The sequence below is a fragment of the Streptomyces sp. NPDC024555 genome (assembly GCF_055559335.1).
The window spans coordinates 130,404-156,909 of the sequence record NZ_JBVHKV010000013.1; the positions used below are offsets into that span (position 1 = coordinate 130,404).

At 72.8% G+C, this 26,506-nt stretch carries 24 protein-coding genes and 1 tRNA gene; 16 read left to right on the forward strand and 9 right to left on the reverse strand.

Going from position 1 to position 26,506, the window contains the following annotated elements; translation table 11 throughout:
* The first annotated feature begins 91 nt into the window (after positions 1-91).
* The 8 genes from ACZ4FH_RS23565 (at position 92) to ACZ4FH_RS23600 (ending at position 9,987) form a co-directional block, all read left to right on the forward strand.
* Positions 92-682, forward strand: a complete 591-nt coding sequence (locus tag ACZ4FH_RS23565) for a GNAT family N-acetyltransferase (protein ID WP_467307130.1) — start codon at positions 92-94, stop codon at positions 680-682.
* 27 nt (positions 683-709) lie between these two features.
* Entirely contained in the window at positions 710-2,221 is a 1,512-nt protein-coding gene (locus tag ACZ4FH_RS23570) for an ABC transporter substrate-binding protein (protein ID WP_467307131.1), read from the forward strand.
* A gap of 4 nt (positions 2,222-2,225) precedes the next feature.
* Entirely contained in the window at positions 2,226-3,947 is a 1,722-nt protein-coding gene (locus tag ACZ4FH_RS23575) for an ABC transporter permease subunit (protein ID WP_467307132.1), read from the forward strand.
* Positions 3,944-5,209: an MFS transporter gene (locus ACZ4FH_RS23580; RefSeq protein WP_467307133.1), complete on the forward strand. Its 1,266-nt coding sequence runs from the start codon at positions 3,944-3,946 to the stop codon at positions 5,207-5,209. Before ACZ4FH_RS23575 ends, ACZ4FH_RS23580 begins: the two co-directional genes overlap by 4 nt.
* Complete coding sequence (locus ACZ4FH_RS23585; protein ID WP_467307134.1) at positions 5,206-5,610, forward strand: PPOX class F420-dependent oxidoreductase; 405 nt, start codon at positions 5,206-5,208, stop codon at positions 5,608-5,610. Before ACZ4FH_RS23580 ends, ACZ4FH_RS23585 begins: the two co-directional genes overlap by 4 nt.
* Before the next feature lie 80 nt (positions 5,611-5,690).
* Positions 5,691-7,094: a cysteine--tRNA ligase gene (gene cysS / locus ACZ4FH_RS23590; protein ID WP_467307136.1), complete on the forward strand. Its 1,404-nt coding sequence runs from the start codon at positions 5,691-5,693 to the stop codon at positions 7,092-7,094.
* 80 nt (positions 7,095-7,174) lie between these two features.
* A complete protein-coding gene (rlmB, locus tag ACZ4FH_RS23595) occupies positions 7,175-8,131 on the forward strand; it encodes a 23S rRNA (guanosine(2251)-2'-O)-methyltransferase RlmB (RefSeq protein ID WP_467307137.1) in 957 nt (318 codons plus the stop codon).
* A 182-nt stretch (positions 8,132-8,313) separates the two neighbouring features.
* Entirely contained in the window at positions 8,314-9,987 is a 1,674-nt protein-coding gene (locus ACZ4FH_RS23600; RefSeq protein WP_467307139.1) for a DoxX family membrane protein, read from the forward strand.
* A gap of 86 nt (positions 9,988-10,073) precedes the next feature.
* Here the strand turns inward: ACZ4FH_RS23600 and ACZ4FH_RS23605 are convergent, their stop codons facing one another.
* The 4 genes from ACZ4FH_RS23605 to ACZ4FH_RS23620 all read right to left on the reverse strand — a co-directional run bounded on the left by ACZ4FH_RS23605 (position 10,074) and on the right by ACZ4FH_RS23620 (position 14,396).
* A complete protein-coding gene (locus tag ACZ4FH_RS23605; protein WP_383648324.1) occupies positions 10,074-10,784 on the reverse strand; it encodes a nucleotidyltransferase family protein in 711 nt (236 codons plus the stop codon).
* 35 nt (positions 10,785-10,819) lie between these two features.
* Positions 10,820-11,233 carry a hypothetical protein gene (locus ACZ4FH_RS23610; protein ID WP_385109338.1) on the reverse strand — a complete coding sequence of 138 codons (414 nt, stop codon included), beginning with the start codon at positions 11,231-11,233 and terminating at the stop codon, positions 10,820-10,822.
* A gap of 233 nt (positions 11,234-11,466) precedes the next feature.
* Positions 11,467-12,603 carry an ABC transporter ATP-binding protein gene (locus ACZ4FH_RS23615; protein ID WP_467307140.1) on the reverse strand — a complete coding sequence of 379 codons (1,137 nt, stop codon included), beginning with the start codon at positions 12,601-12,603 and terminating at the stop codon, positions 11,467-11,469.
* 383 nt (positions 12,604-12,986) lie between these two features.
* Positions 12,987-14,396, reverse strand: a complete 1,410-nt coding sequence (locus ACZ4FH_RS23620; protein WP_467307142.1) for an RNA-guided endonuclease InsQ/TnpB family protein — start codon at positions 14,394-14,396, stop codon at positions 12,987-12,989.
* 160 nt (positions 14,397-14,556) lie between these two features.
* Between ACZ4FH_RS23620 and ACZ4FH_RS23625 the strand changes: the two genes are divergently transcribed.
* Positions 14,557-14,631: transfer RNA gene (locus ACZ4FH_RS23625), tRNA-Thr, on the forward strand.
* A gap of 52 nt (positions 14,632-14,683) precedes the next feature.
* On the opposite strand, the gene ACZ4FH_RS23630 is transcribed toward ACZ4FH_RS23625, so the two are convergent.
* Together ACZ4FH_RS23630 and ACZ4FH_RS23635 are read right to left on the reverse strand one after the other, a co-directional pair.
* Entirely contained in the window at positions 14,684-16,084 is a 1,401-nt protein-coding gene (locus tag ACZ4FH_RS23630) for an NAD(P)/FAD-dependent oxidoreductase (protein ID WP_467307143.1), read from the reverse strand.
* A gap of 95 nt (positions 16,085-16,179) precedes the next feature.
* Positions 16,180-16,854 carry a rhomboid-like protein gene (locus ACZ4FH_RS23635; protein WP_467307287.1) on the reverse strand — a complete coding sequence of 225 codons (675 nt, stop codon included), beginning with the start codon at positions 16,852-16,854 and terminating at the stop codon, positions 16,180-16,182.
* Positions 16,855-16,878: 24 nt separating this feature from the next.
* On the opposite strand from ACZ4FH_RS23635, the gene ACZ4FH_RS23640 reads away from it, so the two are divergent.
* The 3 genes from ACZ4FH_RS23640 to ACZ4FH_RS23650 all read left to right on the forward strand — a co-directional run bounded on the left by ACZ4FH_RS23640 (position 16,879) and on the right by ACZ4FH_RS23650 (position 19,200).
* Complete coding sequence (locus ACZ4FH_RS23640; RefSeq protein WP_467307289.1) at positions 16,879-17,820, forward strand: aminoglycoside phosphotransferase family protein; 942 nt, start codon at positions 16,879-16,881, stop codon at positions 17,818-17,820.
* A gap of 76 nt (positions 17,821-17,896) precedes the next feature.
* On the forward strand, positions 17,897-18,370 hold the full coding sequence (locus ACZ4FH_RS23645; RefSeq protein WP_467307145.1) for a GNAT family N-acetyltransferase: 474 nt from the start codon (positions 17,897-17,899) through the stop codon (positions 18,368-18,370).
* Between the two features lie 128 nt (positions 18,371-18,498).
* Entirely contained in the window at positions 18,499-19,200 is a 702-nt protein-coding gene (locus tag ACZ4FH_RS23650) for a pentapeptide repeat-containing protein (RefSeq protein WP_467307147.1), read from the forward strand.
* 122 nt (positions 19,201-19,322) lie between these two features.
* Here the strand turns inward: ACZ4FH_RS23650 and ACZ4FH_RS23655 are convergent, their stop codons facing one another.
* The 3 genes from ACZ4FH_RS23655 to ACZ4FH_RS23665 form a co-directional block, all read right to left on the reverse strand.
* Positions 19,323-19,820, reverse strand: coding sequence for a hypothetical protein (locus ACZ4FH_RS23655; RefSeq protein ID WP_383648344.1), 498 nt, complete (start codon positions 19,818-19,820; stop codon positions 19,323-19,325).
* 127 nt (positions 19,821-19,947) lie between these two features.
* Entirely contained in the window at positions 19,948-20,586 is a 639-nt protein-coding gene (locus tag ACZ4FH_RS23660) for a response regulator (protein ID WP_383648346.1), read from the reverse strand.
* Positions 20,583-22,139 (reverse strand): sensor histidine kinase, encoded by a 1,557-nt coding sequence (locus ACZ4FH_RS23665; protein WP_467307149.1) that lies wholly within the window; start codon positions 22,137-22,139, stop codon positions 20,583-20,585. The genes ACZ4FH_RS23660 and ACZ4FH_RS23665 overlap by 4 nt, the downstream gene beginning before the upstream one ends.
* A gap of 360 nt (positions 22,140-22,499) precedes the next feature.
* On the opposite strand from ACZ4FH_RS23665, the gene ACZ4FH_RS23670 reads away from it, so the two are divergent.
* From ACZ4FH_RS23670 to ACZ4FH_RS23685, 4 genes are all read left to right on the forward strand, one after another.
* Complete coding sequence (locus ACZ4FH_RS23670; protein WP_467307151.1) at positions 22,500-23,057, forward strand: GlcG/HbpS family heme-binding protein; 558 nt, start codon at positions 22,500-22,502, stop codon at positions 23,055-23,057.
* Between the two features lie 89 nt (positions 23,058-23,146).
* Entirely contained in the window at positions 23,147-23,776 is a 630-nt protein-coding gene (locus tag ACZ4FH_RS23675) for an ankyrin repeat domain-containing protein (protein WP_467307153.1), read from the forward strand.
* The gene (locus ACZ4FH_RS23680; protein WP_467307155.1) at positions 23,773-24,924 is read left to right on the forward strand and encodes a YncE family protein; all 1,152 of its coding nucleotides are present in this window, start codon (positions 23,773-23,775) and stop codon (positions 24,922-24,924) included. The genes ACZ4FH_RS23675 and ACZ4FH_RS23680 overlap by 4 nt, the downstream gene beginning before the upstream one ends.
* Before the next feature lie 147 nt (positions 24,925-25,071).
* The gene (locus ACZ4FH_RS23685; protein WP_467307156.1) at positions 25,072-26,505 is read left to right on the forward strand and encodes a M1 family metallopeptidase; all 1,434 of its coding nucleotides are present in this window, start codon (positions 25,072-25,074) and stop codon (positions 26,503-26,505) included.
* Position 26,506: the final 1 nt, after the last annotated feature.

The window sequence follows — 26,506 nt, forward strand, 5'->3', positions numbered from 1 at the left end:
GGTGCGCCCGGCCCCCGTCCTTGTTGCACATCACTTGCACGTACGCTGATACGGCAATGATGTGGTGCGCAAGGGGCGGTGGAACTCCGGGATGAGTACGACGACGGCGGCGCCGGTACGGGCCGACGCGGACGGATACGTCCTGCGTACCGCCGGACCGGCCGACATCGACGGGGCGCGTGCCGTGATGCTCGACACCGTCTACCGCGATCTGCAGTCGGGGTACGTGCCCCGCTGGCACGCCGACATCATCGACCCCGAGGCCGCCTATCTGCGCCCGGCGCGGTGCACGCTGCTGGTGGCCGAGCGGGCGGGCGAGATCGTGGCGACGGGCGCCGTGCGCGACCGGGGGCCGCAGGCGCCGCCCAATCCGCAGTGGGTCGCGGACCGTTTCCCGTCCGGCACCACCGCCCAGCTCTGCCGGATCTATGTCGCACCGGAGCACCGCAGGCGCGGACTCGCCCGCCGGACGGTGCGCGAACTGCTCGGCTTCGTGGCGCGGACCGGCGGCTACGAGGCCGTCTACCTGCACACCGACCCGGCCGTGCCCGGCGCCGAGCCGTTCTGGCGGTCCATGGCGCGCGAGGTGTGCGACGAGCGCACGCTGCCGGGTGGCGGTCAGGGCATCGTCCACTTCGAGCTGCCGCTGCCCGGGGCCGGTGCACCCCTCCCGGTTAAATGACAATCGTTTTCATATAAGGTCGTTGCCATGCCCGCGCCCCGACGCTCCACGCTGCCGCTGATCCTCTCCGCGACCGTCCTGCTCGTCCCCCTCGCCACCGCCTGCTCCGGCGGCGCCTCCGAGGGCGCGGACGGCGGGCAACGGCTCCGGGTCGTCATGGCCTTCCCGCCCGCCCAGGCGATGTCCCCCTACGGCGACGACGCCGTCACCCTCAGCCGCCTCGCGGTCGTCGAGGGCCTGACCACCCTCGGCCGCGACGGCACGGCCCAACCCGCCCTCGCCTCCTCCTGGACGCGCGACGACGCGAAGACATGGACGTTCACCCTGCGGAAGGCCGCCTTCCACGACGGCACGAAGGTCGACCCCGCCGCCGTCGTCCGGTCGCTGACCGCCGCCGAGAAGGCCTCTCCCAAGCCCCGCGTCCTGTCCGACACCGGCATCACCGCCACCGCCGAGGGCGCCGACACCGTACGGATCACCACCGACGAGGCCGACCCCCTGCTGCCCCAGCGCCTCGCCAACCCCTCCCTCACGATCCTGTCCGCCGCCGCGTACACCGGCCGCACCGTCGACCCGGCCGGACACGCCACCGGCCCCTTCGTCCTGGCCCGCGTCAAGGGCGCCGTCAGCGCCACCCTGGAACGCAACGACACCTACTGGGGCGACAAGGCCGAGGCCCCCGGCGTCGACGTCACCTTCGTCGCCGACGGCACCGCCCGCGCCAACGCCCTGCGCACCGGATCCGTCGACATCGCCGAGTACGTACCGGTCTCCCAGGCGTCCCTCCTCGGCGACCGCCTCGTCCACGGCTTCCCCTCCGCCCGCACCAACGGCCTCTCCCTCAACACCCGGCGCGGCGTCTTCGCCGACCCCGCGATGCGCGCCGCCGCCCGCGAGGCCATCGACTCCAAGGCCCTCGTCAAGGCCGTCTACGAAGGCCGCGCCGACACCGCGCGGGGACTCCTCGGCCCCGGAGTGAGCTGGGCCGCCGAAGCCCGCACCGCCCCCACCGGCCGGACCGGGGCCGCCGGCCGGGCCCAGGTGGCGCGGACGAAGCCGATCGTCCTCGCCACGTACACCAACCGGCCCGAACTCCCCGAGGCCGCCACCGTCGTCCAACAGCAGCTCACCGCACGCGGCTTCACCGTCAAGCAGGTCGTCCGCGACTACGCCCAACTGGAGGCCGACGCCCTCGCCGGGACGTACGACGCCTTCATCCAGGCCCGCAACACCCTCCTGGACACCGCCGACCCGGCCTCCTACCTCGCCTCCGACTTCACCTGCGACGGCAGCTTCAACATCTCCCAGCTCTGCGACCCGCGCGTCGACGCCGCCGTGGACAAGGCCTCCGCCGCCACCGGCACCGACGCCCGCCGCACCGCCGCGGCCACCGCCGAGGCCGCCGTCCTCGGCACCGACGCACTCGTCCCGCTGCTCCACGAACGCTTCATCCAGGGCTACGACGACAGCCGCGTCCACGGCGTCGCCCTCGACCCCCTGGAACGCACCCTCGTCACCGCGCACACCCGCGTCGGATGACCGGGTGAAACACCTCACCGGCCGGACCGCCGCCCTCCTCGCGGTCCTCGCCGTCATCGGACTGCTGCCCCGGCTGACCCGGACCGACCCCGCCCGCACGATCCTGCACGCCCGCTACCCCGACCGGCCGCCCACCGCCGAGACCCTCGACGCCATCCGCGCCGAGACCGGACTCGACGGCGGCCCCCTCCGCCTCCTCGGCCGATGGCTCGGCGGGCTCCTCCACGGCGACCTCGGCACCTCCTGGGTCTCCGGGCAGCCCGTCGCCCCCGACGTCCTGTCCGCCCTCGGCGTCTCCCTGACCCTCATGGGCGCCTCCCTCGCCGTCGCCCTCGCGGTGGCCGCCGCCCTCACCGCCCGCACCCTGCGACGCGGGGCGCGGAACCGGACCGCCACCGGGGCGGGCACCGGCGCCGCCGTCCTCGCCGCCCTCCCCGAATTCCTGCTCGCCACGGTCCTCGCCGCCGTCCTCGCCGTACGGCTGGACTGGTTCCCCGCACTCGGCTGGGGCACCCCCGAACAGGCCGTACTGCCCGCCCTCGCCATGGGCATCCCCGCAGGCGCCCTGCTCGGCCGGCTCCTGGACGACGCGCTGCCCGCCGCGTTCGCCGAACCCTGGGCCCGTGCCGCCACCGCGGCCGGACTCCCCGGACACCGCACCGCCCGCCACGCACTGCGCCGCACCCTGCCCGGCCTGCTGCCCCAGCTCGGCCTGACCGTCGTCGGCCTCACCGGCGGAGCCGTCGCCGTCGAAACCCTCTACGCGATACCCGGCCTCGGCGGCACCGCACTCGCCGCCGCCCTCGCCCAGGACCTCCCCGTCCTCCAGTCCTGCGTCCTGCTCCTGCTCCTCCTCGGCACGGCCGCCGGACTCGCCACCCGCCTCACGGCCCGCACCCTGCTCGGCCCCGCCCTCCACGACGGCGCCCTGCCCGCCCTCGTCCCGCCCGCCCCCCGCGGCCGCCGGTCCCTCGTCGCGGGCGCCCTCCTCCTCGCCGCCCTCTTCACCGCCGTGACCCTCGCCGGACTGCTCCGCGACCCGCTCCACATCGACGCCGCCGCCCGCCTCGCCGGCCCCTCCGCCGCCCACCCCTTCGGCACGGACTCCCTCGGACGCGACCTCCTCGCCCGCCTCGGGCACGGCACCGCCCGCACCGTCCTGACCGCCGTCGCCGTGTCCGCCGCCACCCTGCTGCTCGGCCTCGCCCTCGGCGCCGCCGGGGCCGGCGCGCTCACCGAGACCGCCAACGCCCTGCCCGCGATCCTCACCGGCCTCCTCGTCGCCGGCCTCGCGGGCCCCGGCCCCTGGAGCGCGGCCGCCGCCGTCACCGCCGTCGCCTGGGCCCCCCTGGCCGCCCACACCGCCGCCCTCTGCGCCCAGGAACGCGCCGCCCCCCACCTCGCCGCCGCCCGCGCCCTCGGCGCCGGACGTCTCCACCTGCTGCGCCGCCACCTCCTGCCCGGCGTCCTGCCCCCCGTCGCCCGCCACGCCGTCCTGCGCGTCCCCGCCGTCGCCCTGGCCCTCGCCTCCCTCGGCTTCCTCGGCCTCGGCACCGAGCCCCCCGCACCCGAATGGGGGCGCATGCTCGCCGAGAACCTCCCCTACGCCGAACGCGCCCCCTGGTCCGTCCTCGCCCCCGCCGCCGCCCTCGCCGCCCTCGGCGCCCTGGCCGTCCTCACCACGGCGGCGGTCCGCACCCGCCGCACCCGGACGACCGCCACGTGACCACCGCCCCGACCCCCTACCTCCGCCTCCTCACCGCCACCCAGTTCGCCTTCAACACCGGCTTCTACGCCGTCCTGCCCTACCTCGCCACCCATCTCGGGACCGGACTCGGCATGGCCGGCTGGCTCGTCGGCCTCGTCCTCGGCCTGCGCACCTTCAGCCAGCAGGGCCTCTTCGTCATCGGCGGCGCACTCACCGACCACTACGGCCCCCGGCCCGTCGTCCTCACCGGCTGCGCCCTGCGCATCGCCGGCTTCGGCTGGCTCGCCCTCGCCGGATCCACCCCGGCCGTCATCGGAGCCGTCCTCCTCACCGGACTCGCCGCCGCGCTCTTCTCGCCCGCCGTGGAGTCCGAGACCGCACGCGAGGCCGTCCGCCACGAACAGCGCACCGGCGTCCCCCGGGCCCGGATCCTCGCCGGATTCGCCGCCGCCGGACAGGCCGGAGCCTTCCTCGGCCCCCTCCTGGGCTCGCTGCTGCTCCTCCTCGACACCGGATTCCGGGGCGTCTGTCTCGCCGGCGTCCTCGTCTTCACCGCCGTCCTCGCCGGACACGCCCGGCTCATGCCGCACCGCACCCCGCTCACCCGGACAGCCGCACCCCGCCGCCCGATGCGACAACTCCTCACCCACCGCCCGTTCCTGCTGCTCTGCCTCGCGTACAGCAGCTACCTCGTCGCGTACAACCAGCTCTACCTCTCCCTGCCCCAGGAGGTGCGGCACGCCACCGGAACGGAGACCGCCGTCGGCTGGCTGTTCGCGCTCTCCTCGCTCCTCGTCGTCTGCGCCCAGCTGCCCCTGACCCGCTGGTCCGCCCACAGGCTGGCGCCGCGCACCGCCCTCGTCGCCGGACTCGTCACCGTCGCCGCCGGATTCGCCGCCGTGCCCCTGACCCCGGCGGGCCCCCGCGGACTGCTGCCGTCGGCCGCCCTCGTCGTCCTCCTCACCCTGGGCCAGATGCTCCTGGTGCCCGCCGCGCGCGGCCTCGTACCCGATCTGGTCGACGACCGGCAGCTGGGCCTGGCCACCGGGGCGCTCTCCTCGGTCTCCGGCCTCGCCGTGCTCGGCGGCAGCGCCGCCACCGGCGCCCTGCTCGACGGGCCCGCGGCCCTGCGCTGGGCCGCCCTCGCCGCCGTACCGCTCACCGGAGCCGCACTCGCCGCCGTTCTCCCCACGGGCCCGGCCGCCACGCGAGGACGGGAGCGCCCCGGTGGGATAGACGTAGAAGGAACGACGACCCGACCGGAAGGACGCACACCATGACCGCCGCACTCTCCGAAGAGCTCAAGGCCCTGCTCGACTCCCCGGTCTTCGTCACCGTGGCGACCATCCAGCCCGACGGCAGCCCCCAGGTCTCCCCCGTCTGGGTCAAGCGCGACGGCGAACACGTCCTCATCTCCACCACCACCGGCCGCCGCAAGGAACGCAACCTCGCCCGCGACCCCCGCGTCTCCGTCGTCGTCCAGCCCTTCGACGCCCCGTACACGTACGCCGAGATCCGCGGCACCGCCACCCTCACCACCGACGGCGGCCAGGCCCTCATCGACGAACTCTCCCTGAAGTACACCGGCAAGCCCTACGCCGAGTTCAACCCCTCGGCCGACGACGACGCACCCCGTGTCGTCGTCCGGATCACCCCCCGCAAGGTCGTCGGACGCGTCTGAACCGCGCACCGCGCACCAACAGGCCCCGCATTCCCCCAAGGGGTCGCGGGGCACTGGTGCGCGCCCACTACCCTTGAGGCGTGACTATTCGCCTGTACGACACCAGCGCCCGGCAGATCCGTGACTTCGTCCCGCTCACAGCGGGCTGTGTCTCGATCTACCTCTGCGGTGCCACTGTCCAGGCCGCCCCGCACATCGGGCACATCAGGTCCGGACTGAACTTCGACATCATGCGCCGCTGGTTCGCCCACCGCGGCTACGACGTGACGTTCGTCCGGAACGTCACCGACATCGACGACAAGATCATCACGAAGTCCGCCGAACAGGGACGACCCTGGTGGGCCATCGGCTACGAGAACGAGCGCGCCTTCAACGACGGCTACGCCGCCCTCGGCTGCCTGCCGCCCACCTACGAGCCCCGCGCCACCGGGCACGTCCCCGAGATGATCGAGATGATGCGCGGCCTCATCGAGCGGGGCCACGCCTACGCCGCCGACGGCAACGTCTACTTCGACGTGCGCTCGTTCCCCGGCTACCTGGAGCTCTCCAACCAGGACCTCGACGACCTGCGCCAGCCCTCCGGCGACAACGAGACCGGCAAGCGCGACCCGCGCGACTTCGCCATGTGGAAGGCGACCAAGCCCGGCGAGCCCAGCTGGGAGACCCCCTGGGGCCGCGGCCGCCCCGGCTGGCACCTCGAATGCTCCGCCATGGCGCACAAGTACCTCGGCACCGCCTTCGACATCCACGGCGGCGGCATCGACCTGATCTTCCCCCACCACGAGAACGAGATCGCCCAGGCCAAGGCCTACGGCGACGACTTCGCGGGGTACTGGGTGCACAACGGCTGGGTCACCATGTCCGGCGAGAAGATGTCGAAGTCCCTCGGCAACTCCGTCCTCGTCAGCGAGATGGTCAAGGCCTGGCGCCCCATCGTGCTGCGCTACTACCTCGGCACCCCGCACTACCGGTCCATGATCGAGTACAGCGAGGAGGCCCTGCGCGAGGCCGAGTCCGCGTTCGCCCGCATCGAGGGCTTCTGCCAGCGCGTCACCGAGAAGGCCGGCGAGACCGTCGCCCCCGCCGCCGAGGTGCCGCCCGCCTTCGCCGAGGCCATGGACGACGACCTGGGCGTCCCCCAGGCCCTCGCGATCGTCCACACCACCGTCCGCCAGGGCAACTCCGCCCTCGCCGCCGACGACAAGGAAGCCGCCGTCGCCCGCCTCGCCGAGGTCCGCGCCATGCTCGGCGTCCTCGGCCTCGACCCGCTCGACGAGCACTGGGCCGGCGAGAACGACCGCGGCGACGACCTCCACGGCGTCGTCGACACCCTCGTACGCCTCGTCCTCGACCAGCGCCAGGCAGCCCGCGACCGCAAGGACTGGCCCGCCGCCGACGCCATCCGCGACGAGCTCAACCAGTCCGGACTCGTCATCGAGGACAGCCCCTCCGGACCGCGGTGGACCCTGGGCCCGCGCCCGTAGCGCCCCGAGTGCCGCCCGGCCCGCCGGGCGGCACACTTTCACTTACACGTACGCACGACGAAGCAAGAAACAGGTAGGTCATGGCCGGGAACAGCCAGCGCAGGAACCGCCGCACGTCCAACAAGAAGGGCGCGACGGTCGGCAGCGGTGGCCAGCGACGCCGTGGCCTCGAAGGCAAGGGCCCCACCCCGCCCGCCGAAGCCCGCAAGAAGCACAAGAAGAACCGCATCGCGACCGCCAAGGCCAAGCAGGCCGCCAACCGCCGCCCCGCCCCCCGCCGCGGCGGCGTCAAGGGCACCTCCGAAATGGTCGTCGGCCGCAACCCGGTCTACGAGGCCCTGCGCGACGGCGTGCCCGCCACCACCCTGTACGTCCAGCAGTACATCGACAACGACGAGCGCGTCCGCGAAGCCCTCCAGCTCGCCGGCGAGCGCGGCAACATCAACCTGATGGAAGCCCCGCGCCCCGAGCTCGACCGCATGACCGGCGGCCTCAACCACCAGGGCCTCGTCCTCCAGGTCCCGCCCTACGAGTACGCCGACCCGCAGGACCTCCTCGAAGGCGCCTACGACAAGGGCGAGGAACCCCTCGTCGTCGCCCTCGACGGCGTCACCGACCCGCGCAACCTCGGCGCCATCGTCCGCTCCGTCTCCGCCTTCGGCGGCCACGGCGTCGTCGTCCCCGAACGCCGCGCCGCCGGCATGACCGCCGGAGCCTGGAAGTCCTCCGCCGGCACCGCCGCCCGCACCCCCGTCTCCCGCGTCACCAACCTCACCCGCGCCCTGGAGGCGTACAAGAAGGAAGGCATCGCCGTCGTCGGACTCGCCGCCGACGGCGAGCACACCGTCGAGGACCTCGAAGCCCTCGACGGCCCCGTCTGCATCGTCATCGGCAGCGAGGGCAAGGGCCTCGGCCGCCTCGTCGGCGAGACCTGCGACTACCGGGTCCGCATCAGCATGCCCGGCGGCGCCGAATCCCTGAACGCCGGCGTCGCCGCCGGCATCGTCCTCTACGAGGTCGCCCGCCGCCGCGCCTGACCACCCGCACGGGCGTCGGCCGACCGGAGCACCACCCCCACCGGCCGACGCCCCCGCACGCCCCCGACAGGGGCGCACTCCGGCACCCGCGCGCCCCGGCACACCCCGCCACCCCCTGTTGACGGGTCTCGGACACTTCGGGCCCGTCAAGGCAGTGTCCTAAACACACATCACTCGGTTAGATGAGTGTGGACACCAGAACGCCTCGGTTCGACGAACAACCCGCCCTGAGCATGGCCAAGGTGGACTGCGACCCCGCGCAGGTCATCGTCAACCACGCCAGCTTCCGGGTGCAGCTCGCCCCCGGCCAGCGCACCCGGCTGCGCGGCGTGGGCCCCGCCGTCGCGCCCAGGATCCCCGCCATGAGCGGCGCCGGAACAGCCCGCGGCCGACGCGCCCCCGTCGTCTGGAGCGGCAAATCCGCCCCCGGCGACCCCGGCGCCACCGGACTCCTCCAAGCCGTACGCAACTCCACCGCCGGCCACCCCACCACCGGCTACGACCCGTACGAGCCCTACGCCCCGTACGCGTACGACAACGGCCCCGGCCACCTCTCCCCCCGCGACACGCTCCTGGAGGAGACCCAGCCCAACCCCGTCGTCACCGCACCCCCGCCCCGCACCGGCGGCCCCCTGCTGCCGCCCATGCGCCAGGCCGTCGGCGCCTACGACCCGGTCGAACCCGGACCGTACGACCCGCGCACCCCCCACGACGCGTACGACGACCCCTACGACGACCCGGCCACCGACCTCACCGACGACCACGAGGACACCCGCGACCGCCGCGCCGACGACGTCCGGCACGCCTACTACCCCGGCCGCCGCATGAACCTCGGCGTCGTCCTGCTGCCGATGCGCGTCTTCCTCGGCTTCATCTCCATCTACGCCGGCATGGGCAAACTCTGCGACCCCGTCTACTTCGACGGCGGCGAACGCGGCTCCATGGTCAAGTGGCTCAACTCGCTCCACCCCTGGGCCCTCGCCGAACCACTGCGCGAATTCGCCCTCGCCCACCCCGTCGGCGCCGGACTCAGCATCGCCTTCCTCCAGGTCGTCGTCGGCGTCCTCACCGTCCTCGGCCTCTGGCAGCGCGTCGCCGCCACCATCGGAGCCCTGCTGTCCGCCGCGCTCCTCGTCACCGTCAGCTGGCGCACCGTCGCCGCCTACGACGCGCCCGACATCATCTACCTCGCCGCCTGGAGCCCGCTGATCATCGCCGGCGCCCCCGTCTACTCCATCGACGGACGCCTCGCCGGAGAAGCCTGGCGCAAGCTCGGACCCCGCTCCGAGATCTGGGACCTGCGCCGCCGCGTCCTGCGCCGCGGCGCCGTCGTCGCCTCCGTCGTCGTCGGCCTCACCCTCCTCATCGGCTCCATGCTCGGCGGCGCCGTCCGCTCCACCGAGGTCGTCACCGTCCCCGGCCCCAACGGCGTCCCCACCAACCAGCTCCCCGGCTCCCCCCTCCCCGAGAAGTCCCACCGCGGCAAGGCCTCCCACACCCCCGCCGGCCAGCGCCCCACCCCCTCCCGCAGCACCGCCCCGCAGACCCCGACCGCGGACGCCTCCACCCCCGCGACCGGCGGCAGCCGCCAGACCGGCCAGACCGCCGGGGCCAGTACGGGAACGGGCGCCGGACAGCCCAGCCAGACCCAGGGCACCGGCCAGACCACCCCGCAGCAGTCCACCCCCCAGCAGCCCCCGTCCACCAGCTCCGGCCCCAGCTCCTCCGGGCCCACCGGCAGCGGCGGAGGCGCCGGCAGCGGCGGCTCCGACCCGGGCAGCGGCTCCTCGGGCGGCTCCTCCGACGGCGGCGGCAGCAGCGGTGGCCGCAACCCCATCGGCGGCCTCCTCGGCTGACGAGCACCGCACCGCACGACACAAAGGGGGCGGGCGCCGGATCCCATCCGGCGCCCGCCCCCTTCTCCTTCGCCGTGCGGCGCGGCCTACTGCCCGTTCAGCTCCTTCGCCGCCTCCGTCAGGTCCTTCGCGGTGTCGATGGCCCGCCAGTACGCCCCGTGCGGCAACGGGAACCCGGCCAGACTCCGCTCACGCGCCAGCCGGGGAAACGTCGTCCGCTCATGGTCGCCCCGGTCGGGCAGCAGCCCCGTGAACGCCGGCGAGAACACGTACACCCCGGCATTGATCAGATACGGCGAGGGCGGCGCCTCGATGAAGTCCGTGATGTGCCCGAAGGCATCCGTCTCGACGGCACCCCACGGAATACGCGGCCGGGCCAGCGCCAGCGTCGCCGTCGCATCGCGCTCCGCATGGAACGCGGCCATCTCACGCAACGAGAAACGGGTCCAGATGTCACCGTTCGTCGCGTACCACGGCTGCCCCGGATCCGGCAGCCGGGCCGCCGCGTACTTCAGACCGCCACCACGCCCCAGCGGCTCGGTCTCCACGACCGTCGTCACCCGCAGCGGCAGCACGGCCTCGGCCAGCCACTCCTGGAGCACCTCGGCGAGATGCCCGCACGACACCACGGCATCGGTCACGCCCTCGGAGGCCAGCCAGGAAAGCTGATGGCCGATGATCGGCGTCCCGGTACCCGGGATCTCGACCATCGGCTTGGGGCGGTCATCGGTATACGGGCGCAGCCGTGACCCCTGGCCACCCGCCAGGATCACGGCCTGCGTCGGAAACGTATGCATGCCAGGCACGATATGCGGTGCCGGGCATGCACCGGTCAGCTGAACTGCGCGACACCCGAAGCGAACGAGGTGTCGCACACGGGACGCGAGAAACGGTGCGCCCGGGTCGGACCGTACTGCCGCACCGCCGCCTTCCCCAGCGCCCGCGCGATCGACATGCAGTGCTTGGCCAGCGACGGACGGCCCTCGACGGCGCGCTGGAGCTCGGTCAGCGCGACCCCGGGGTCCTTCTGCTGGAGCTCGGCCAGCAGGCGGTCCCGCAGGACGTCCTGCGGGGCAGGCGCCTTCGCGGTCTTGGAAACGGTCTGCGAGGACGCGGCGAGGATCTGCGCGTCGGAGTTGGACGCTGCCCACGGCACGGCGGTCACCGCGAGGGTCCCGGACAGGACCATGACGACAGGCAGGACGAAAGCGAGAGTTCGGCCGATACGGCGCGCGGAGTGGGTCACGCAGCGAGCGTAGCGGGCAGTGAGGGAACAGCGACATCGTGTCACCCTCGCGGGCGATGGTTCGATCCCGCCTTTCGAATCCCGTGTTGACGCGAGGAAACGAAATGACCGTTGTGCCGGGGAAAACGGGCCCCGCCCGTCCAAACCTCCCGGGCGCCCTTCCGGTACCCCCGACACGGCGGTGGCCCCGCACGGTCGTCGTGCGGGGCCACCGTACAGCGTGCGCGCGGGTGTCAGGCGGTGAGGCGCTCACCGGTCGACGTCGCGAAGACGTGCAGCTCGTCCGGGCGCGGGACGACGTGCAGCTTGGTGCCCTTCTCCGGGACGGCACGGCCGCCGACGCGGACGACCAGGTCCTTGTGCTCGCCACTGACCTCGGCGGCACCGTAGACGAAACCGTCGGCGCCGAGCTCCTCGACGACGTTCACGGAGACGGCCAGACCGGCCGGGGCGTCCGAGGAGTCCTTCGAGAGGCCCTTCGCGGCGGCGCCGCCGTGCTCGACGATGTCGAAGTGCTCCGGGCGGATGCCGACCGTGACGGTCTTGTCGCCACGGCTCGCGGCGGCGGTCAGCGCCTCGCGGGAGACCGGGACGACGCTGTTGCCGAACTTCACGCCACCGTCGGTGATCGGGACCTCGACGAGGTTCATCGCCGGGGAGCCGATGAAGCCGGCCACGAAGAGGTTCGCCGGCTTGTCGTACATGTTGCGCGGCGAGTCGACCTGCTGGAGCAGACCGTCCTTGAGGACCGCGACGCGGTCACCCATGGTGAGGGCCTCGACCTGGTCGTGCGTGACGTACACGGTCGTGATGCCCAGACGGCGCTGGAGCGAGGCGATCTGCGTACGGGTGGAGACACGGAGCTTGGCGTCGAGGTTCGACAGCGGCTCGTCCATGAGGAACACCTGCGGCTCACGCACGATGGCGCGGCCCATCGCCACACGCTGACGCTGACCACCGGAGAGCGCCTTCGGCTTGCGGTCCAGGTACTCGGTGAGGTCCAGCATCTTGGCGGCCTCTTCGACCTTCGCCCGGATGTCGGTCTTGTTCACACCGGCGATCTTGAGCGCGAAGCCCATGTTGTCCGCGACGGTCATGTGCGGGTACAGCGCGTAGTTCTGGAACACCATCGCGATGTCCCGGTCCTTCGGCGGCAGGTGCGTGACGTCGCGGTCACCGATGCGGATCGCACCGCCGTTGACGTCCTCAAGACCCGCGAGCATGCGCAGGGAGGTCGACTTGCCACAACCGGAAGGACCGACGAGGACGAGGAACTCGCCGTCCGCGATGTCGATCTCGAGCTGGTCGACCGCCGGCTTCGTGGAGCCGGGGTAGACGCGGGACGCCTTGTCGAACGTGACACTGGCCATGCTGATGCTTCTCCTTCACCGGCAGGAACGTGCCGGACGGTCCGTTGTAAGGGAGTGGTCTCACCCACTCGGGTGAACCATCAGCGACGCTACCTGGCGTTTTGGGATCTGTCAGTAGTTCTCAGGGGAGGAATATGTCGCAGTCGGGAGGGTGGGGGACACGGAAGACCGCGACGTGGTCGGGGTAGAACGCCAGCCTTTTGACCATGCGATCGCAGCGCCAGAGCAGAACACTTTTGGCCCGTGCAGCTGTGAGCACTTCCTGCTTCGTCACCCCAGCCGCCCGAACACACCCCTGAAGGGCGCCCCCGACCGGTCTTACACGGGCTCCACAGGCTTTACGGCCGACGGCCCGTCGGTCCGTACCTCAGTTCTTCACTTCCTCATGCGGCCAGCAGTACGTCCTCCAGCTCCGATGCCTTGATCACCGGCGGAGGCATCCGCCCCGGAGGCAGTGCGGAGGCCACCAGCCAGTACAGCCGCATCCCCTCGTCCCGGAGATTGCGCGCCGCGTTCACGTCCCGGTCATGCATCGCACCGCACTCCACGCACGACCACTCCCGCACCGACACATCGAGCGACGGCCCCTTGGCATGGCAGTCGGAACACCGGCGCGTCGACGGAAAGAAACGGTCCACGACCACCAGGGTCCGCCCGTACCACGCGCACTTGTACCGCAACTGCCGCATCAACTCGCCCCACCCGGCGTCGATGATCGACCGATTCAGCCGGGCCTTGCGCCGACGCCCCTGACCGACCGCCGGACGCAGAAGATTCACGATGGCCAGGTCTTCCACCACGAGCACTTGGTTCTCGCGCACGAGGCGGGTCGTCAACTGGTCCAGCATGTCCCTGCGCACATCGCCGATCAGCGCGTACAACCGGGCGATCCGCTCCCGGGCCTTCCCCCGGTTCCGCGACCCCTTCCTCTTGCGATGCAGCCTCCGCTGAAGCCGGGCCAACTCCCTGTCGTACTTCTTCAACAGCCGTGGGTGATCCACCTTCGTGCCGTCATCGAGCGTCACCAGCGCGGCCAGCCCCAGATCGATCCCCACGGCCTTCGGCGCCCGCTCACCCGGCACGAAGACTGCGGGCAGCGGATCAATCCGCTCCTCGACCAGCACCGCCACGAAGAACCGACCCGCCCGGTCCCGTGTCACCGACAGCTTCACGGGCACCACCCCCGCAGGCAGCGGCCGCGACCACCGCACATCCAACGGCACCGTCTGCTTCGCCAACGTCAGCAACCCCGTGCCCGGCCGCTCCGGGTCCTCCACCCAACGGAAACCGGTCCGCACATACGTCGCCGAATCCCGCGACCGACCCTTCCTCTTCCGCTGCGGATACCGCGCCGACTGCTTGAAGAACCGCGTGAACGCCCCGTCCAGATGCCGCAACGACTGCTGAAGCACCGTCGAGGACACCTCACCCAGCCACGACGTCTCCGCCGCCCGACGCCAGCCCGTCAACGCCCGGCACGTCTCGGCGAACCCCACCGACACCCTGTGCCGCTCCCAGGCGCCCACCCGGAGCGCCAGCCCCTCGTTGTAGACCCAGCGGCACGCCCCGAAAGTCTTGCCCAGCTGCTCGGCCTGCGACGGGGTCGGATAGAAGCGGTACCGGTACACACGCTGCTGCGTACCGGGCGCCTTCACCCGGCTCTTCATGGCCGTCGACGCACGACCGTGATGTTTCCTCCGGTCGGCGATACCCAGAGCCTCCCGCTTGATGCGCTTGGCCTCCTCACCGGTAACCCGGACCGGACCGCCCACGCTGTCCGTCGTATCCGCCATGCTGCGCCGCCCCCGACTGTCCGATATCCGGATTGGTACGTCAGTGTTCTTAACGCACGGGTGCTCGGGTGGTTACGGGGGCGGCGGAACTTCGTGGATCGGTCGCTGGGCGCTGTGTAGAGTGGAGGCTCGCGTGCGCGGTTGTTTTGGTGTGCGCGTTGCCGCCTTAGCTCAGTTGGTTTAGAGCAATTGATTTGTAATCAATAGGTCGTCGGTTCGAATCCGACAGGCGGCTCAAACCCCAGGTCAGCACTTGCTGACCTGGGATTTTTTATGCCCGAACCGGCTCAGCCCCGCCCCGACAGCTTGTCCGCGAGCTTTGCGAGCGGGTCGGTGTCCGGGCGGGAGGTGGCGAGTTCGCGGCGGTCGGCGGTGCGGTAGGCGGCGTAGAGGCTGTGGACGCCGAGCCAGCGCAGTGGTTCGGGTTCCCAGCGGCGGACGTGGTGGTTGACCCAGGGGAGGGTGGTGAGGTCGGTGGCGCCGGCCTGGCCGGAGTCCTGCTGGATGAGGTCGCGGAGGGTGCGGGCGGCGAGGTTGGCGGTGGCGACGCCGGAGCCGACGTAGCCGCCGGCCCAGCCGAGGCCGGTGGAGCGGTCGAGGGTGACGGTGGCGCACCAGTCGCGGGGGACGCCGAGGACGCCGGACCAGGCGTGGTCGACGGCGGTGCCGGCGGTGGCGGGGAAGAGGCGGACGAGGAGGTCGCGGAGGGAGTCGACGGTGGCGGGGTGGGTGCGGCCGTCGTTGTCGGTGGCGGAGGCGTAGCGGTAGGGCCGGCCGCGGCCGCCGAGGGCGATGCGGTTGTCGGCGGTGCGCTGGGCGTACATGTAGGCGTGGGCCATGTCGCCGAGGGTTTCGCGGTTGTCCCAGCCGAGGGCGTCCCAGGTGGAGTCGGGGAGCGGTTCGGTGACGATCATGGAGGAGTTCATGGGGAGCCAGGTGCGTTTCTGGCCCTTGAGGTCGGCGGTGAAGCCTTCGGTGCAGCGCAGGACGTAGGGGGCGCGGACGGTGCCGTAGGGGGTGACGGCGTGCTTGGGGCGGATCTCGGTGACGCGGGTGTTCTCGTGGATGGTGACGCCGAGGGCTTCTACGGCGGTGGCGAGTCCGGTGACGAGTTTGACGGGGTGGATGCGGGCGCCGTGGGGGGTCCAGGTGGAGCCGACGGCTCCGTGGACGCGGACGCGTTCGGCGGTTTCGCGGGCGCCGTGGAGGGTGCGGTCGGTTTCGCCGAAGGCGATTTCGACGGAGTGGAAGTCCTTGAGGCGGGCGAGCTGGGCGGGGGTGTAGGCGACTTCGAGGACGCCGCCGTGGTGGATGTCGGCGTCGATGTTCTCGGCGGCGGCGGTGTCGATGACCTCGGTGACGGTGTCGTTCATCGCCTGCTGGAGGCGGACGGCGGCGTCGTGGCCGTGGAGGCGGGCGTAGCGGTCGCGTCCGGCGATGCCGTTGTAGAGCCAGCCGCCGTTGCGTCCGGAGGCGCCGTATCCGCAGAACGCGGCTTCGAGGACGGTGATGTTGAGGAAGGGGACGGCTTTTTTGAGGTAGTAGGCCGTCCAGAGTCCGGTGTATCCGCCGCCGACGATGCAGACGTCGGCGTTGCTGTCGCCGGGCAGGGGTTCGCGGGGGTCGGGGATGCCGTGGTCCGCGTACCAGAAGGATATGCCGCCGTTGACGGTGCTGACGGTGCTCATGTTGCCCCTGCTTGTCCGTGTCCGTGTCCGGGTGTGGGGACGGCCGGGTGGCCGGTGTCCGGTGTGGCTGTGGAGTGTGGTGCTGCGACGGGAACTTACTGGGCGGGGGTGGGTTTCGTCTCGGGGCGGGTGCGGGTGAGGGGGTAGCAGGCGAGGCCGATGAGGACGGCGGTGAGGTGGCCGAGGTCGGTGAAGGTGGGGCTGGTGGCGAGGGGGATGCCGTAGATGACGAGGACGGTGAAGAGGTAGAGGGGGCGCCAGGGGCGGGCGATGTAGTAGGTGAGGACGGCGACGACTCCGGCGAGTGCGTAACTGACGCCGATGTCGAGGGTGTTGGCGGCGGAGGGTGGGGCGTGGCCGTGGCGGATGGCCCAGGCGAGGACGCCTTCGCTGACGAGGGTGGCGAGGACGTGGGCGGTGGCGGCGACGGTGAGCCAGCGCAGGGTGCCGAGGCGGCGTTCGGCGGGGGCGTGGAAGAGGGTGTAGAGGGCGGCGTAGGGGAGCCATTGTCCGCCGTCGATCCAGAAGGCGCTGCTGATGAGGACGCGGACGGGGTTGCGGGTGAGTTCGTGGATGTTGGTGGAGCGCTGGCGGAGGAAGTCCTCTTCGAAGTCGGGTGACATCTGGTGGACGATGACGGTGGTGACGAAGAGGGCGGCGAGCCAGAGGTAGGTGCCGGGCGCGCTGCGGATCCAGGAGCCTGTGCCGCGGAGCCACGTGGCGGGCGGGGTGCGGGGCCGTGTGGGTGGGGCGGGGTGGCTCGGGGTCATAGCCGATTGACGCACGCTCCTAGGATCTGGCGCGTGATTGACATTCCGGATGAGCTGATCGCCACTCAGGGTCGGTACAACGGTGCGGCCGGCCGTGTGTTCGTGGCGGGTCTGCCGGCGTTGGTGGAGGGGTTTCTGGAGCGGTGGGGGCTGCGCCGGGACGGGCCGGTGGCGTGCGGGGTCTGTGCGTTGGTGGTGCCGGTGGTGCGGGTGCGGGATGGGCGCCGGGCGGTGCTGAAGTGTCAGTTGGTGGACGAGGAGACGGTGGGGGAGCCGGTGGCTCTGCGGTTGTGGGGGGCCGCGGGGGGTTCGGCGTGTGCGGTGGGTCTGCTGGAGTGGGACGCGGCTACGGGGACGATGTTGCTGGAGCGCCTGGACGCGGGGCGGCCGTTGTCGGGGGTGGCGGAGGCCCGGGAGGCGGTGCGGGTGGTCGCGGGGCTGCTGGCGGGGCTGACCGCCGTGCGGGTTCCGGCGGGGGCGGGGTTGCGGGGGCTGGGGGCGGCGGCGGTCCGGATGCTGGAGGCGGCGCCGGGGGTGGTGGGGGCGCTGGCCGATGCGGAGGAGCGGCGGCTGGTGGCGGACTGCGCGGCGGCGGTGCGGGAGGTGGCGGGGGAGCCGGGGGACCGGTTGCTGCACTGGGATCTGCATTTCGGGAATGTGCTGGCGGCCGAGGGCGGCCGTGGTGACGGGGGGCCGTGGGTGGCGATCGATCCGAAGCCGTTGGCGGGGGATCCGGGGTTCGATCTGTTTCCGGCGCTGACGGACCGGTTCGATGCCGGGGACGTGGGGTGGCGGTTCGATGTGCTGACGGGGGCGCTGGGGCTGGACCGGGAGCGGGCGCGGGCGTGGACGCTGGGGCGGGTGTTGCAGAACGCGTGCTGGGAGACGGAGGAGGGTGGGCGGCGGCTGGTGCCGGCGCATGCGGAGGTGGCGCGGCGGTTGCTGGAGGGTGGGCGGCGGGGGTAGCCGCGGGTTTCGCCGCTGCTGGGGAGCGGTGGGTATCGCCGCTGGTGGGAGGGGCGGGGTGGCTTACGCTGCCCTCATGATTCGTACCGCTACCCCTGCCGATGTGCCCGTCATTCACGCCATGGTCCGTGACCTGGCCGAGTACGAGAAGGCGTTGCACGAGGTCAAGGCCACCGAGGAGCAGTTGCGCGAGGCGCTGTTCGGTGAGCGTCCGGCCGCCTTCGCGCATGTCGCCGTGTCGGACGAGGACGGCGAGGTGGTGGGGTTCGCGCTGTGGTTCCTGAATTTCTCGACGTGGAACGGGGTGCACGGGATCTATCTGGAGGATCTGTACGTGCGTCCGGAGCGGCGGGGTGGTGGCCACGGGAAGGCGCTGCTGACGGAGCTGGCGCGGATCTGTGTGGAGCGGGGGTACGGCCGGCTGGAGTGGTCGGTGCTGAACTGGAACGCTCCGTCGATCGCCTTCTACGAGTCGCTGGGGGCGCGTCCGCAGGACGAGTGGACGGTGTACCGGCTGACGGGTGGGGCGCTGGAGGGTCTGGGGGCCTGAGGGGCCTGAGAAGCCTGAGGGGCCCGGGGGACTGACGGGTGCGGCCGGGTCTCGCGCGGTGGTGGGCCCGGGGCGGGCGTGGGGCCGGTCGCGGGGGCGTTGTCAGTGGGGTGCGTCACGATGGGGTCATGGTGCGCAGCAGCGGTGGTTCGGGCAGGTCCGGCCGGGGGGCCGGGGGCGGTGTCGTGGGGGCGCGGCGTCCGGAGGTGAGACTGCCGGCGCTGGTGGCGTACGACGGGGGTGGGCTGGAGCCGGACGGGGACTACGACGGGGTGCGGTTCGCGGAGGCGGATCTGGCGGACGAGCCGGGGCGGGGAGCCCGGTTCATGGACTGTGCGCTGGAGGGCTGTTCCCTGGACCGTACGGAGTTGGGCCGTGCCCGGTTCATGGACTCGGTGCTGACGGGGGTCCGGGGGGTGGGCACCGATCTCGCGGGGGCGTCGCTGCGTGACGTGGAGGTGGTCGACGCGCGGCTGGGCGGGACGCAGCTGCACGGGGCGGTGCTGGAGCGGGTGCTGTTCCGGGGCGGCAAGATCGATTACCTGAATCTGCGCAAGGCCCGGCTGAAGGACGTGGTCTTCGAGGGCTGTGTGCTGGCCGAGCCGGACTTCGGGGACGCGCGGCTGACGCGGGTGGAGTTCCGGGACTGTGTGCTGCGCCGGGCGGATTTCAGCGCGGTGCGGATGGAGGACGTGGATCTGCGGACGGTCGCGGAGCTGGACATCGCGCGGGGGGTGGACCGGCTGGCGGGGGCGGTGATCAGTTCGCTCCAGCTGATGGAGCTGGCGCCGGCGTTCGCGGCGCAGATCGGGGTGCGGGTGGAGGACTGAATCCCGGGCGCGCGCGGGGTGCCCAGGACGCTTGGGGCGTCAGCGGGGGCCGGGGCGGGGTGTCCGGTGCGGTGGGTCCCCGCGGGGCGGGGGCCCGGCGGGGCGGGGGCCCGGTGGGTGGGTCAGATGCGGGGGAAGCGGGCCTGGAGGTCCCAGACGACGGGGTTGTCGGCCAGGCCTTCGTGCAGGTCGGCGAGGTCGGCGATGAGGTCGTGCAGGAAGTCCCGGGCCTCGCGGCGCAGCAGGGAGTGGCCGAAGGTGAGCGGGGGCTCCTCGGCGTCCATCCAGTCGGCCTCGATGTCGACCCAGCCGAAGCGGCGCTCGAAGAGCATGCGGTCGGTGGACTCGGTGAAGTCGAGTTCGGCGAACTGGCGGCGGTGGGAGCGGTTGCCGCGCGGGTCGCGGTCGAGCTGTTCGACGATGTCGCACAGCGCCCAGGCGAAGTCGAGGACCGGGACCCATCCCCAGGCTGTGGATACCTCGCGGTCCTCCTTGGTGTCCGCGAGGTAGACGTCCCCGGAGAACAGGTCGTGGCGCAGGGCGTGCACGTCCGCCCGGCGGTAGTCGGTCTGCGGGGGGTCGGGGAAGCGCCGGGAGAGGGAGTAGCCGATGTCGAGCACGGTCCGATGGTGTCATGCCGCCGGAGCGGGTCCGGCAGGGAGCGTGGGCCCGTCCGTGCGTGCGGGGCGGTGGGGGTGCGGGTCCGTGGGCGTGCGGGTCTGCGGGCGTGCGGGGCGGGGGAGGTGCTCAGGGGAGGAGGCGTTGTTCCTTGGCGACGGCTACGGCGCCGGCGCGGGTGTCGACGCCGAGCTTGTCGTAGATGCGGCCCAGGTGGGTTTTGACGGTGGCCTCGCTGATGAAGAGGGCGCGGGCGATCTCGCGGTTGCCGAGGCCCTGGGAGAGCTGGCCGAGGATGTCGCGTTCGCGGTCGGTGAGGGTGGGCAGGGGTTTGCGCATCCGGGCCATGACGCGGCTGGCGACGGGCGGGGACAGGGTGGTGCGGCCCTGGGCGGCGGAGCGGATCGCGGCGAAGAGTTCTTCGGGCCGTTCGGCCTTGAGGAGGTAGCCGGTGGCGCCCGCCTCGATGGCGCGGGTGATGTCGGCGTCGGTGTCGTAGGTGGTGAGGACGAGGACGTGGGCGTCGGCGGAGGCGGCGACGATGCGCCGGGTGGCTTCGACGCCGTCGATGCCGTCGCCGAGCTGGAGGTCCATGAGGACGACGTCGGGGGCGAGCCGGGCGGCCAGGGCGACGGCCTCCTCGCCGCTGCCGGCCTCGCCGGCGACCTCGATGTCGGGTTCGCTGCCGAGGAGGGCGAGGAGTCCGGCGCGTACGACGGCGTGGTCGTCGCAGAGCAGGATCCGGACGGGCGGGTGCGCGGCGGTCATGCGGGGTCCTGGGGGGTGAGGGGGCCGGTGGGGGCGTCGGGGAGCGGGACGGCGGCGGTGACGACGGTGCCCTCGCCGGGGGCGGACTCGATGGCCAGGGTGCCACCGAGCTGCTGGAGCCGGGCGCGCATCGCGGGAAGTCCGTGGCCGCGTACGCCGGTGGAGGCTCCGGCCGACGCGGCAGGGGTGAAGCCGTGGCCGTTGTCCGCGATGTCGAGGACGGTGCGGTCGTCGAGGTGGGTGAGGGTCAGGGCGGCCTCGGTCGCGCCGGCGTGTTCGCGGACGTTGGCCAGGGCGCCCTGGGCGATCCGCAGCAGTGCGGACTGGGTGCGGTCGGGCAGGGGGGCGTGGGCGGTGCCCTCGACGTGGCAGCGGACGGTGTACCGGCCCTGGGCCTGGGCGGTCTCGCGGGCGGCGAGGGCGTGCAGGGCCTGTTCGAGGCCGCCGCCCTCGGCGAGGTCGGCGGGGGCGAGGTCGTGGACGAAGCGCCGGGCCTCGGCGAGGTTGCGTTCGGCGATGCCGGTGGCGGTGCGGACGTGGCGGCGGGCGGTGCCCGGGTCGGCGTCCCAGGTGCGGTCGGCGGCCTGGAGCAGCATCTGCTGGCTGGACAGGCCCTGGGCCAGGGTGTCGTGGATCTCCATGGAGAGCCGCTGGCGTTCGGCGAGGGTGCCTTCGCGCCGTTCGGTGGCGGCGAGTTCGCGGCGGGTGCGCAGGAGGTCGTCGATGAGTTCGGCCTGGGTGGCGGCCTGGCGCTGCATATGGACGAAGACGGCGGTGGCGACGGCGGCGACGGCGGGCGGGGCGAGGATCAGATTGGGGTCGAAGCCGCTCGCCAGGCGCAGTTGTGCGGCGACGACGAACAGGGTGAGCACGGTGACCAGGACGAGGGCGGCGCGCGGCGGCAGGATGCGCAGCCCGGTGTAGAAGAGCGGCACCGCGCACCACGCGAAGCTCGGCGCGAGGACGACCAGGACCATCCATACGGCGACGAGCGCCCCGAGCCAGACGAGGCGGCGGGGCGTCGGGCGGGAGCCGAGGACGGGCCCCAGCACGTACAGGGCGGCGAGCGCGACGGACAGCCCGATGATCCACGGGGTGCGGGTCTCGCCGGGGTGGCGGAGCAGGAAGCGGGTCAGCGAGGCGCCCAGCAGCAGGAAGAACGCGGCGTGCATGAGCCGGGCGAGTGCGCGGGTGCCGGGGTCGTCGGCCGCGCCGGTGGCGCGCGGGCGGGCGGAGCCGTCCGTGCGCCCGGAGCCGTCCGTGTGTCCCGAACCGCGGGTGCCTGCGGAGTCGCCCGTGCGTCCCGAGCCGTCCGTACGTTCCGAGTCGCGCGTGCGCTCGGAGCCGTCCGCGCACGTGGAGCCGTCCGTGCGTGCGGAGTGGCCCGTGCGCCCGGAGCCGCCCGCACGTCCCGAGCCGTCCGCACGCCCGGAGCCGCCCGCGCGTCCCGAACCGTCCGCTGGCCCCGAGCCGCCCGTACGTCCCGAGCCGTCCACCCGCCCCGACCCGTCCACCCGCCCGGCGTCGTCCTTCCTCGGCCCGCCCCGCGTCACCGTGTGTCCCTCGGCCGGGACCGGTTGTGCCGCGTCACTCGTACCCCTTGCTTCCCGCCGCTCGTAGCGCTCGTTCGTACCGCTTGCTCGTAGCGCCCGTTCATCGCGCCTGCCCGTACCGCTTGCTCGCAGCGCCCGCCCGTACCGCTCGCTCGTACCGTTCGGACCCGTGCTGACCTGCGTGGACATTCCATCGTCACCCCGGCGGCCGACGGGCGCATCAACCGATCGGCCGATGGGGACGTCAGCCGTCCCGCGCGCGGCGTCGAGCCGGTACGACGACGGTCGGGGGGCGGTGGCGACCGGAGGATTGATGTCAGAACGCAGGAACCACCCAGCGCGACTCCCGAGGAGCACCCCATGAAGAAGATGACCATGCGTACCCGTGTCCTGACCGGTGCCGTCGCCGCCGCCGCGCTCGGAGCCGGCACCTTCGGCGCCATGTCCGCGAACGCCTCCGCCCCGGCCGCCGCGCCCGCCACCACGGTCAAGGCGGACACCGCGAACCGGAACCTCCAGCAGACCACGCACCTGACGCTGGACGCCGCCACCAAGGCCGCCAAGGCCTCCCTGGACGCGGCGAAGAAGGAGAACCAGCGCGTCGCGGTCTCGGTCGTCGACCGCAACGGCAACACCATCCTGACGCTGCGCGGCGACGGCGCCGGCCCGCAGGCGTACGAGTCGGCCGTGAAGAAGGCGTACACCGCCGTGTCCTGGAACGCCCCGACCTCCGAGCTGACCAAGCGGCTCGCCCAGGCCCCGACGCTGAAGGACATCCCTGGCACCCTGTTCCTCGCGGGCGGCGCCCCGGTGCAGGTCAAGGGTGCCCCGGTGGCGGGCATCGGCGTGGCCGGCGCCCCGAGCGGCGACCTCGACGAGAAGTTCGCCCAGGCCGGCGTCGCCGCCCTCGCGAAGTAGTTCCTGTCCGGAGTTCCCCGTCCGCCCTCCGGGCGGGTGACGCGGAACTCCAGGCAGAACCTCACCGCACCGACCCACGGGAGACCGGGATGAATGCCCTCGACCAGCAGTTGCTCGACGCCGCGCGCACCGGCGACACCGATGCCGTGCGGGCCGCGGTCGAGGGCGGTGCCAGGGTGGACGTCCGCGACCGGGAGCTGCGCACCCCGCTGCTCCTGGCCGTCCACGGCGACCATGTGGAGACCGCCCGGGTGCTGGTGGCGGCGGGGGCCGACCCCGACGCGCAGGACACCCGCGAGGAGAGCCCCTGGCTGGCGACCGGGGTCACCGGCAGCGTCGCGATGATGCGCGTCCTGCTGCCGGCCGGGCCCGATCTGGGGCTGCGCAACCGGTTCGGCGGGATCGCGCTGATCCCGGCGAGCGAGCGCGGTCACGTCGCGTACGTACGGGAACTGCTCCGGGCCACCGACATCGACGTCGACCACGTCAACCGGCTGGGCTGGACCGCCCTGCTGGAGGCCGTGATCCTCGGCGACGGCGGCCGGGCGCACCAGGAGATCGTCGAGCTGCTGCTGACGGCCGGGGCGACGCCGGGGCTGCCGGACGGCGACGGGGTCACGGCGCTGGCCCATGCGGAGCGCCGGGGCTTCACCGGGATCGCCGCGCTGCTGCGCGCCGCCACGGGTGGCCGGGCGGCCGAAGGCGGGGATCCCCGGTGAGCGGCCGCCGCTCCGGGCCGCTGCGTGCGGCGCCCGTGCTGGCCGCGCTCGCCGCCACCGCGGTGCTGGCCGGCTGCGCCGCGGAGTCCACCGGTACGCCGGACCGGCCGGCCGCGCGGAGCGCGGTGGAGCCGACGGCGGCGGCCCCGTCGGTGACGCCGTCGCGGGGGGAGACCCCCGGGGGCACGCTGCTGGTGGCCGACTTCGGCGGCGACACGGTGACGTTCGTCGATCCGGAGCGCGGCGCGTTCGACCGGGTCGAGGTCGGGACCGCCCCGTACGGTCTGGTCGTCGGGAAGGACGGCCGGGCCTGGGTGGCCACGGCCGAGGGCGTCGCGGTCGTCGACACGAGGACCCGCACCCGGCAGGCGCTGATCCCGTACCGGACGGGGACCGGGCCCGTCACCACCGGGGAGTACCGGGGCGGTGGCATGGGCATCGCCCTGGCCCCGGACGGCCGGCACGTCTACGTGGGCGTGAACGTCCCCGACGCCCACGGGGTGCTGGAGGTCGTCGACACGGCGACGCGGAAGGTCACCGGCACGGCGGACGTGGGCCGGCGCCCGTTCGACGTGGACGTCTCGCCCGACGGCGCGGAGGTGTACGCCACCGGCCACGACTCGTTCGACGTCACGTCCGTGCGGACGGACACCCTGCGCACCCGGCGCATGGAGGTCGCCCCGTACGGCACCGGGGGCGGGCTCGGTTCGTGGCTGAAGCCGCACTACGCGGTGGTGCGGCCGTCGGACGGGAAGCTGCTGCTGCCGTTCGAGGGCGAGCGGCTGGCCGTCCTCGATCCGCGCACCGGCCGGGTGGGCATCGAGCCGATGACGGCCGACACCCATCAGCACGGGGCGGCCCTGGCCCCGGACGGCACGCTGCTCGTGGTCGGTACGGGTCCGATCGCCTCCGACGACGAGGAGGCCTCGCTGACGGTCCGTTCGCCGGACGGCTCGGAGCGCGTCGTGCCGCTGGAGGGTCCGCACGAGGACGTCGCCGTGTCGCGGGACGGCCGTACCGCGTACGTCACCGGCGGGTTCACGCGTGACGGCTACTGGAACGGGATCACCGTCGTGGACCTGGCCGGGACGAAGGCCCCGGTACGGCTGGCGGCGGGCGAACGGCCGTTGGGCATCGCGGTCCTCTGACCGCTTCCCCGAGCGGTTCCCCGAGCGGTCCTCCGGGCGGTTCTGCGAGAGGTCTGCCGAGCGGTCTCGGACGCGGTGTTCCGACGTGGCCCTCCGCGTGGTCTCCCGAGCGGCGGAACGTGACATTCCAGGCATAGGATCCGTCGGATGGATCATCGAAACCCGGTACGTGCCGCCGTATCGCGCCCGGTCCGGGCCGGGGCCGTCGCGCTGCTGCTCGTCCTCGCCGTTCCCGCCTGTTCGGGCGGCACCGGCGGGGTGGAGGGGAAACCGGGCGCGTCCGGGGTGCGCGATCCGCTGTTCCCGAAGCTCGGCAACGGCGGCTACGACGTCACGCACTACGCGCTGACGCTCGACATCGACCCCGACGAGCAGACCCTGCGCGGCACCGCCGAGATCACCGCCCGCGCCACCCAGGACCTCAGCTCCTTCAACCTCGACCTCGCCGGGCTCACCGTGGACTCCGCGACCGTGGAGGGCCGCCCCGCGGCCGTCAACCGGGCGGGAAACGAGCTGACGCTGCGTACGGACGCGAAGGTCGAGGACCAGCTCCACAAGGGCGAGACCTTCCGCACGGTCGTCCGCTACTCCGGCTCCCCGAAGACCCTCACCGACGCGGACGACTCCGAGGAGGGGTGGCTGCCGACGGACGACGGGTCGGTGGCGCTCGGTGAACCGGCCGGTTCGATGACCTGGTTCCCCGGCAACAACCACCCGAGCGACAAGGCCGCGTACGACCTCACGGTCACCGTCCCCAAGGGGCTGACGGCGGTCTCCAACGGGGTGCTCGCCGGGCCGCCGGTGACGGACGGGGACCGCACCACGTTCCGCTGGCACACGGCCGAGCCGATGGCGAGCTATCTGGCGACGCTGGCCGTCGGCCGCTTCGAGCTGAAGACCTCCACCATGGCCGGCGGCACCACGGTGATCACCGCCGTCGATCCGGAGGTGGCCGCGGCGAGCGCGCGGACCGTGGCGCGGGTCCCCGAGGTGGTGGCGTGGGAGGCCGCGCACTTCGGCCCGTACCCCTTCTCCGCCACCGGCGCGATCGTCGAGCGGAAGGACGACGCGGGGTACGCGCTGGAGACGCAGAACCGTCCCTTCTTCCCCGGCCCGCCCGGTGTCGGGCTCCTCGTCCACGAGATGGCGCACCAGTGGTTCGGGAATTCGGTCACGCCGAAGAGCTGGCGCGACATGTGGCTCAACGAGGGTCTCGCCACGTACGCGGAGTGGCTGTGGGAGGAGGAGAAGGCGGACACCCCGGCGCAGGAGTCGTTCGACGAGGCGTACGAGGACGAGGACAACTGGGCCTTCCCGCCGGCCGATCCGCCGAGCGCGGCGGACGTCTCGGCGGATCCGGTGTACGGGCGGGGCGCGATGGTGATCCACAGGATCAGGGAGGCCGTCGACGACGACGAGGAGTTCTTCGCGCTGCTCAAGGGCTGGGCGACGGCCCACCGGCACGGGAACGTCTCGACGGAGGACTTCACCGCGTACGTCGAGGAGGAGACCGGGCAGGATCTGTCGGAGCTGTGGAAGGACTGGCTGTACGGCAGGAGCCGGCCCGCCGCGGACGGCTGAC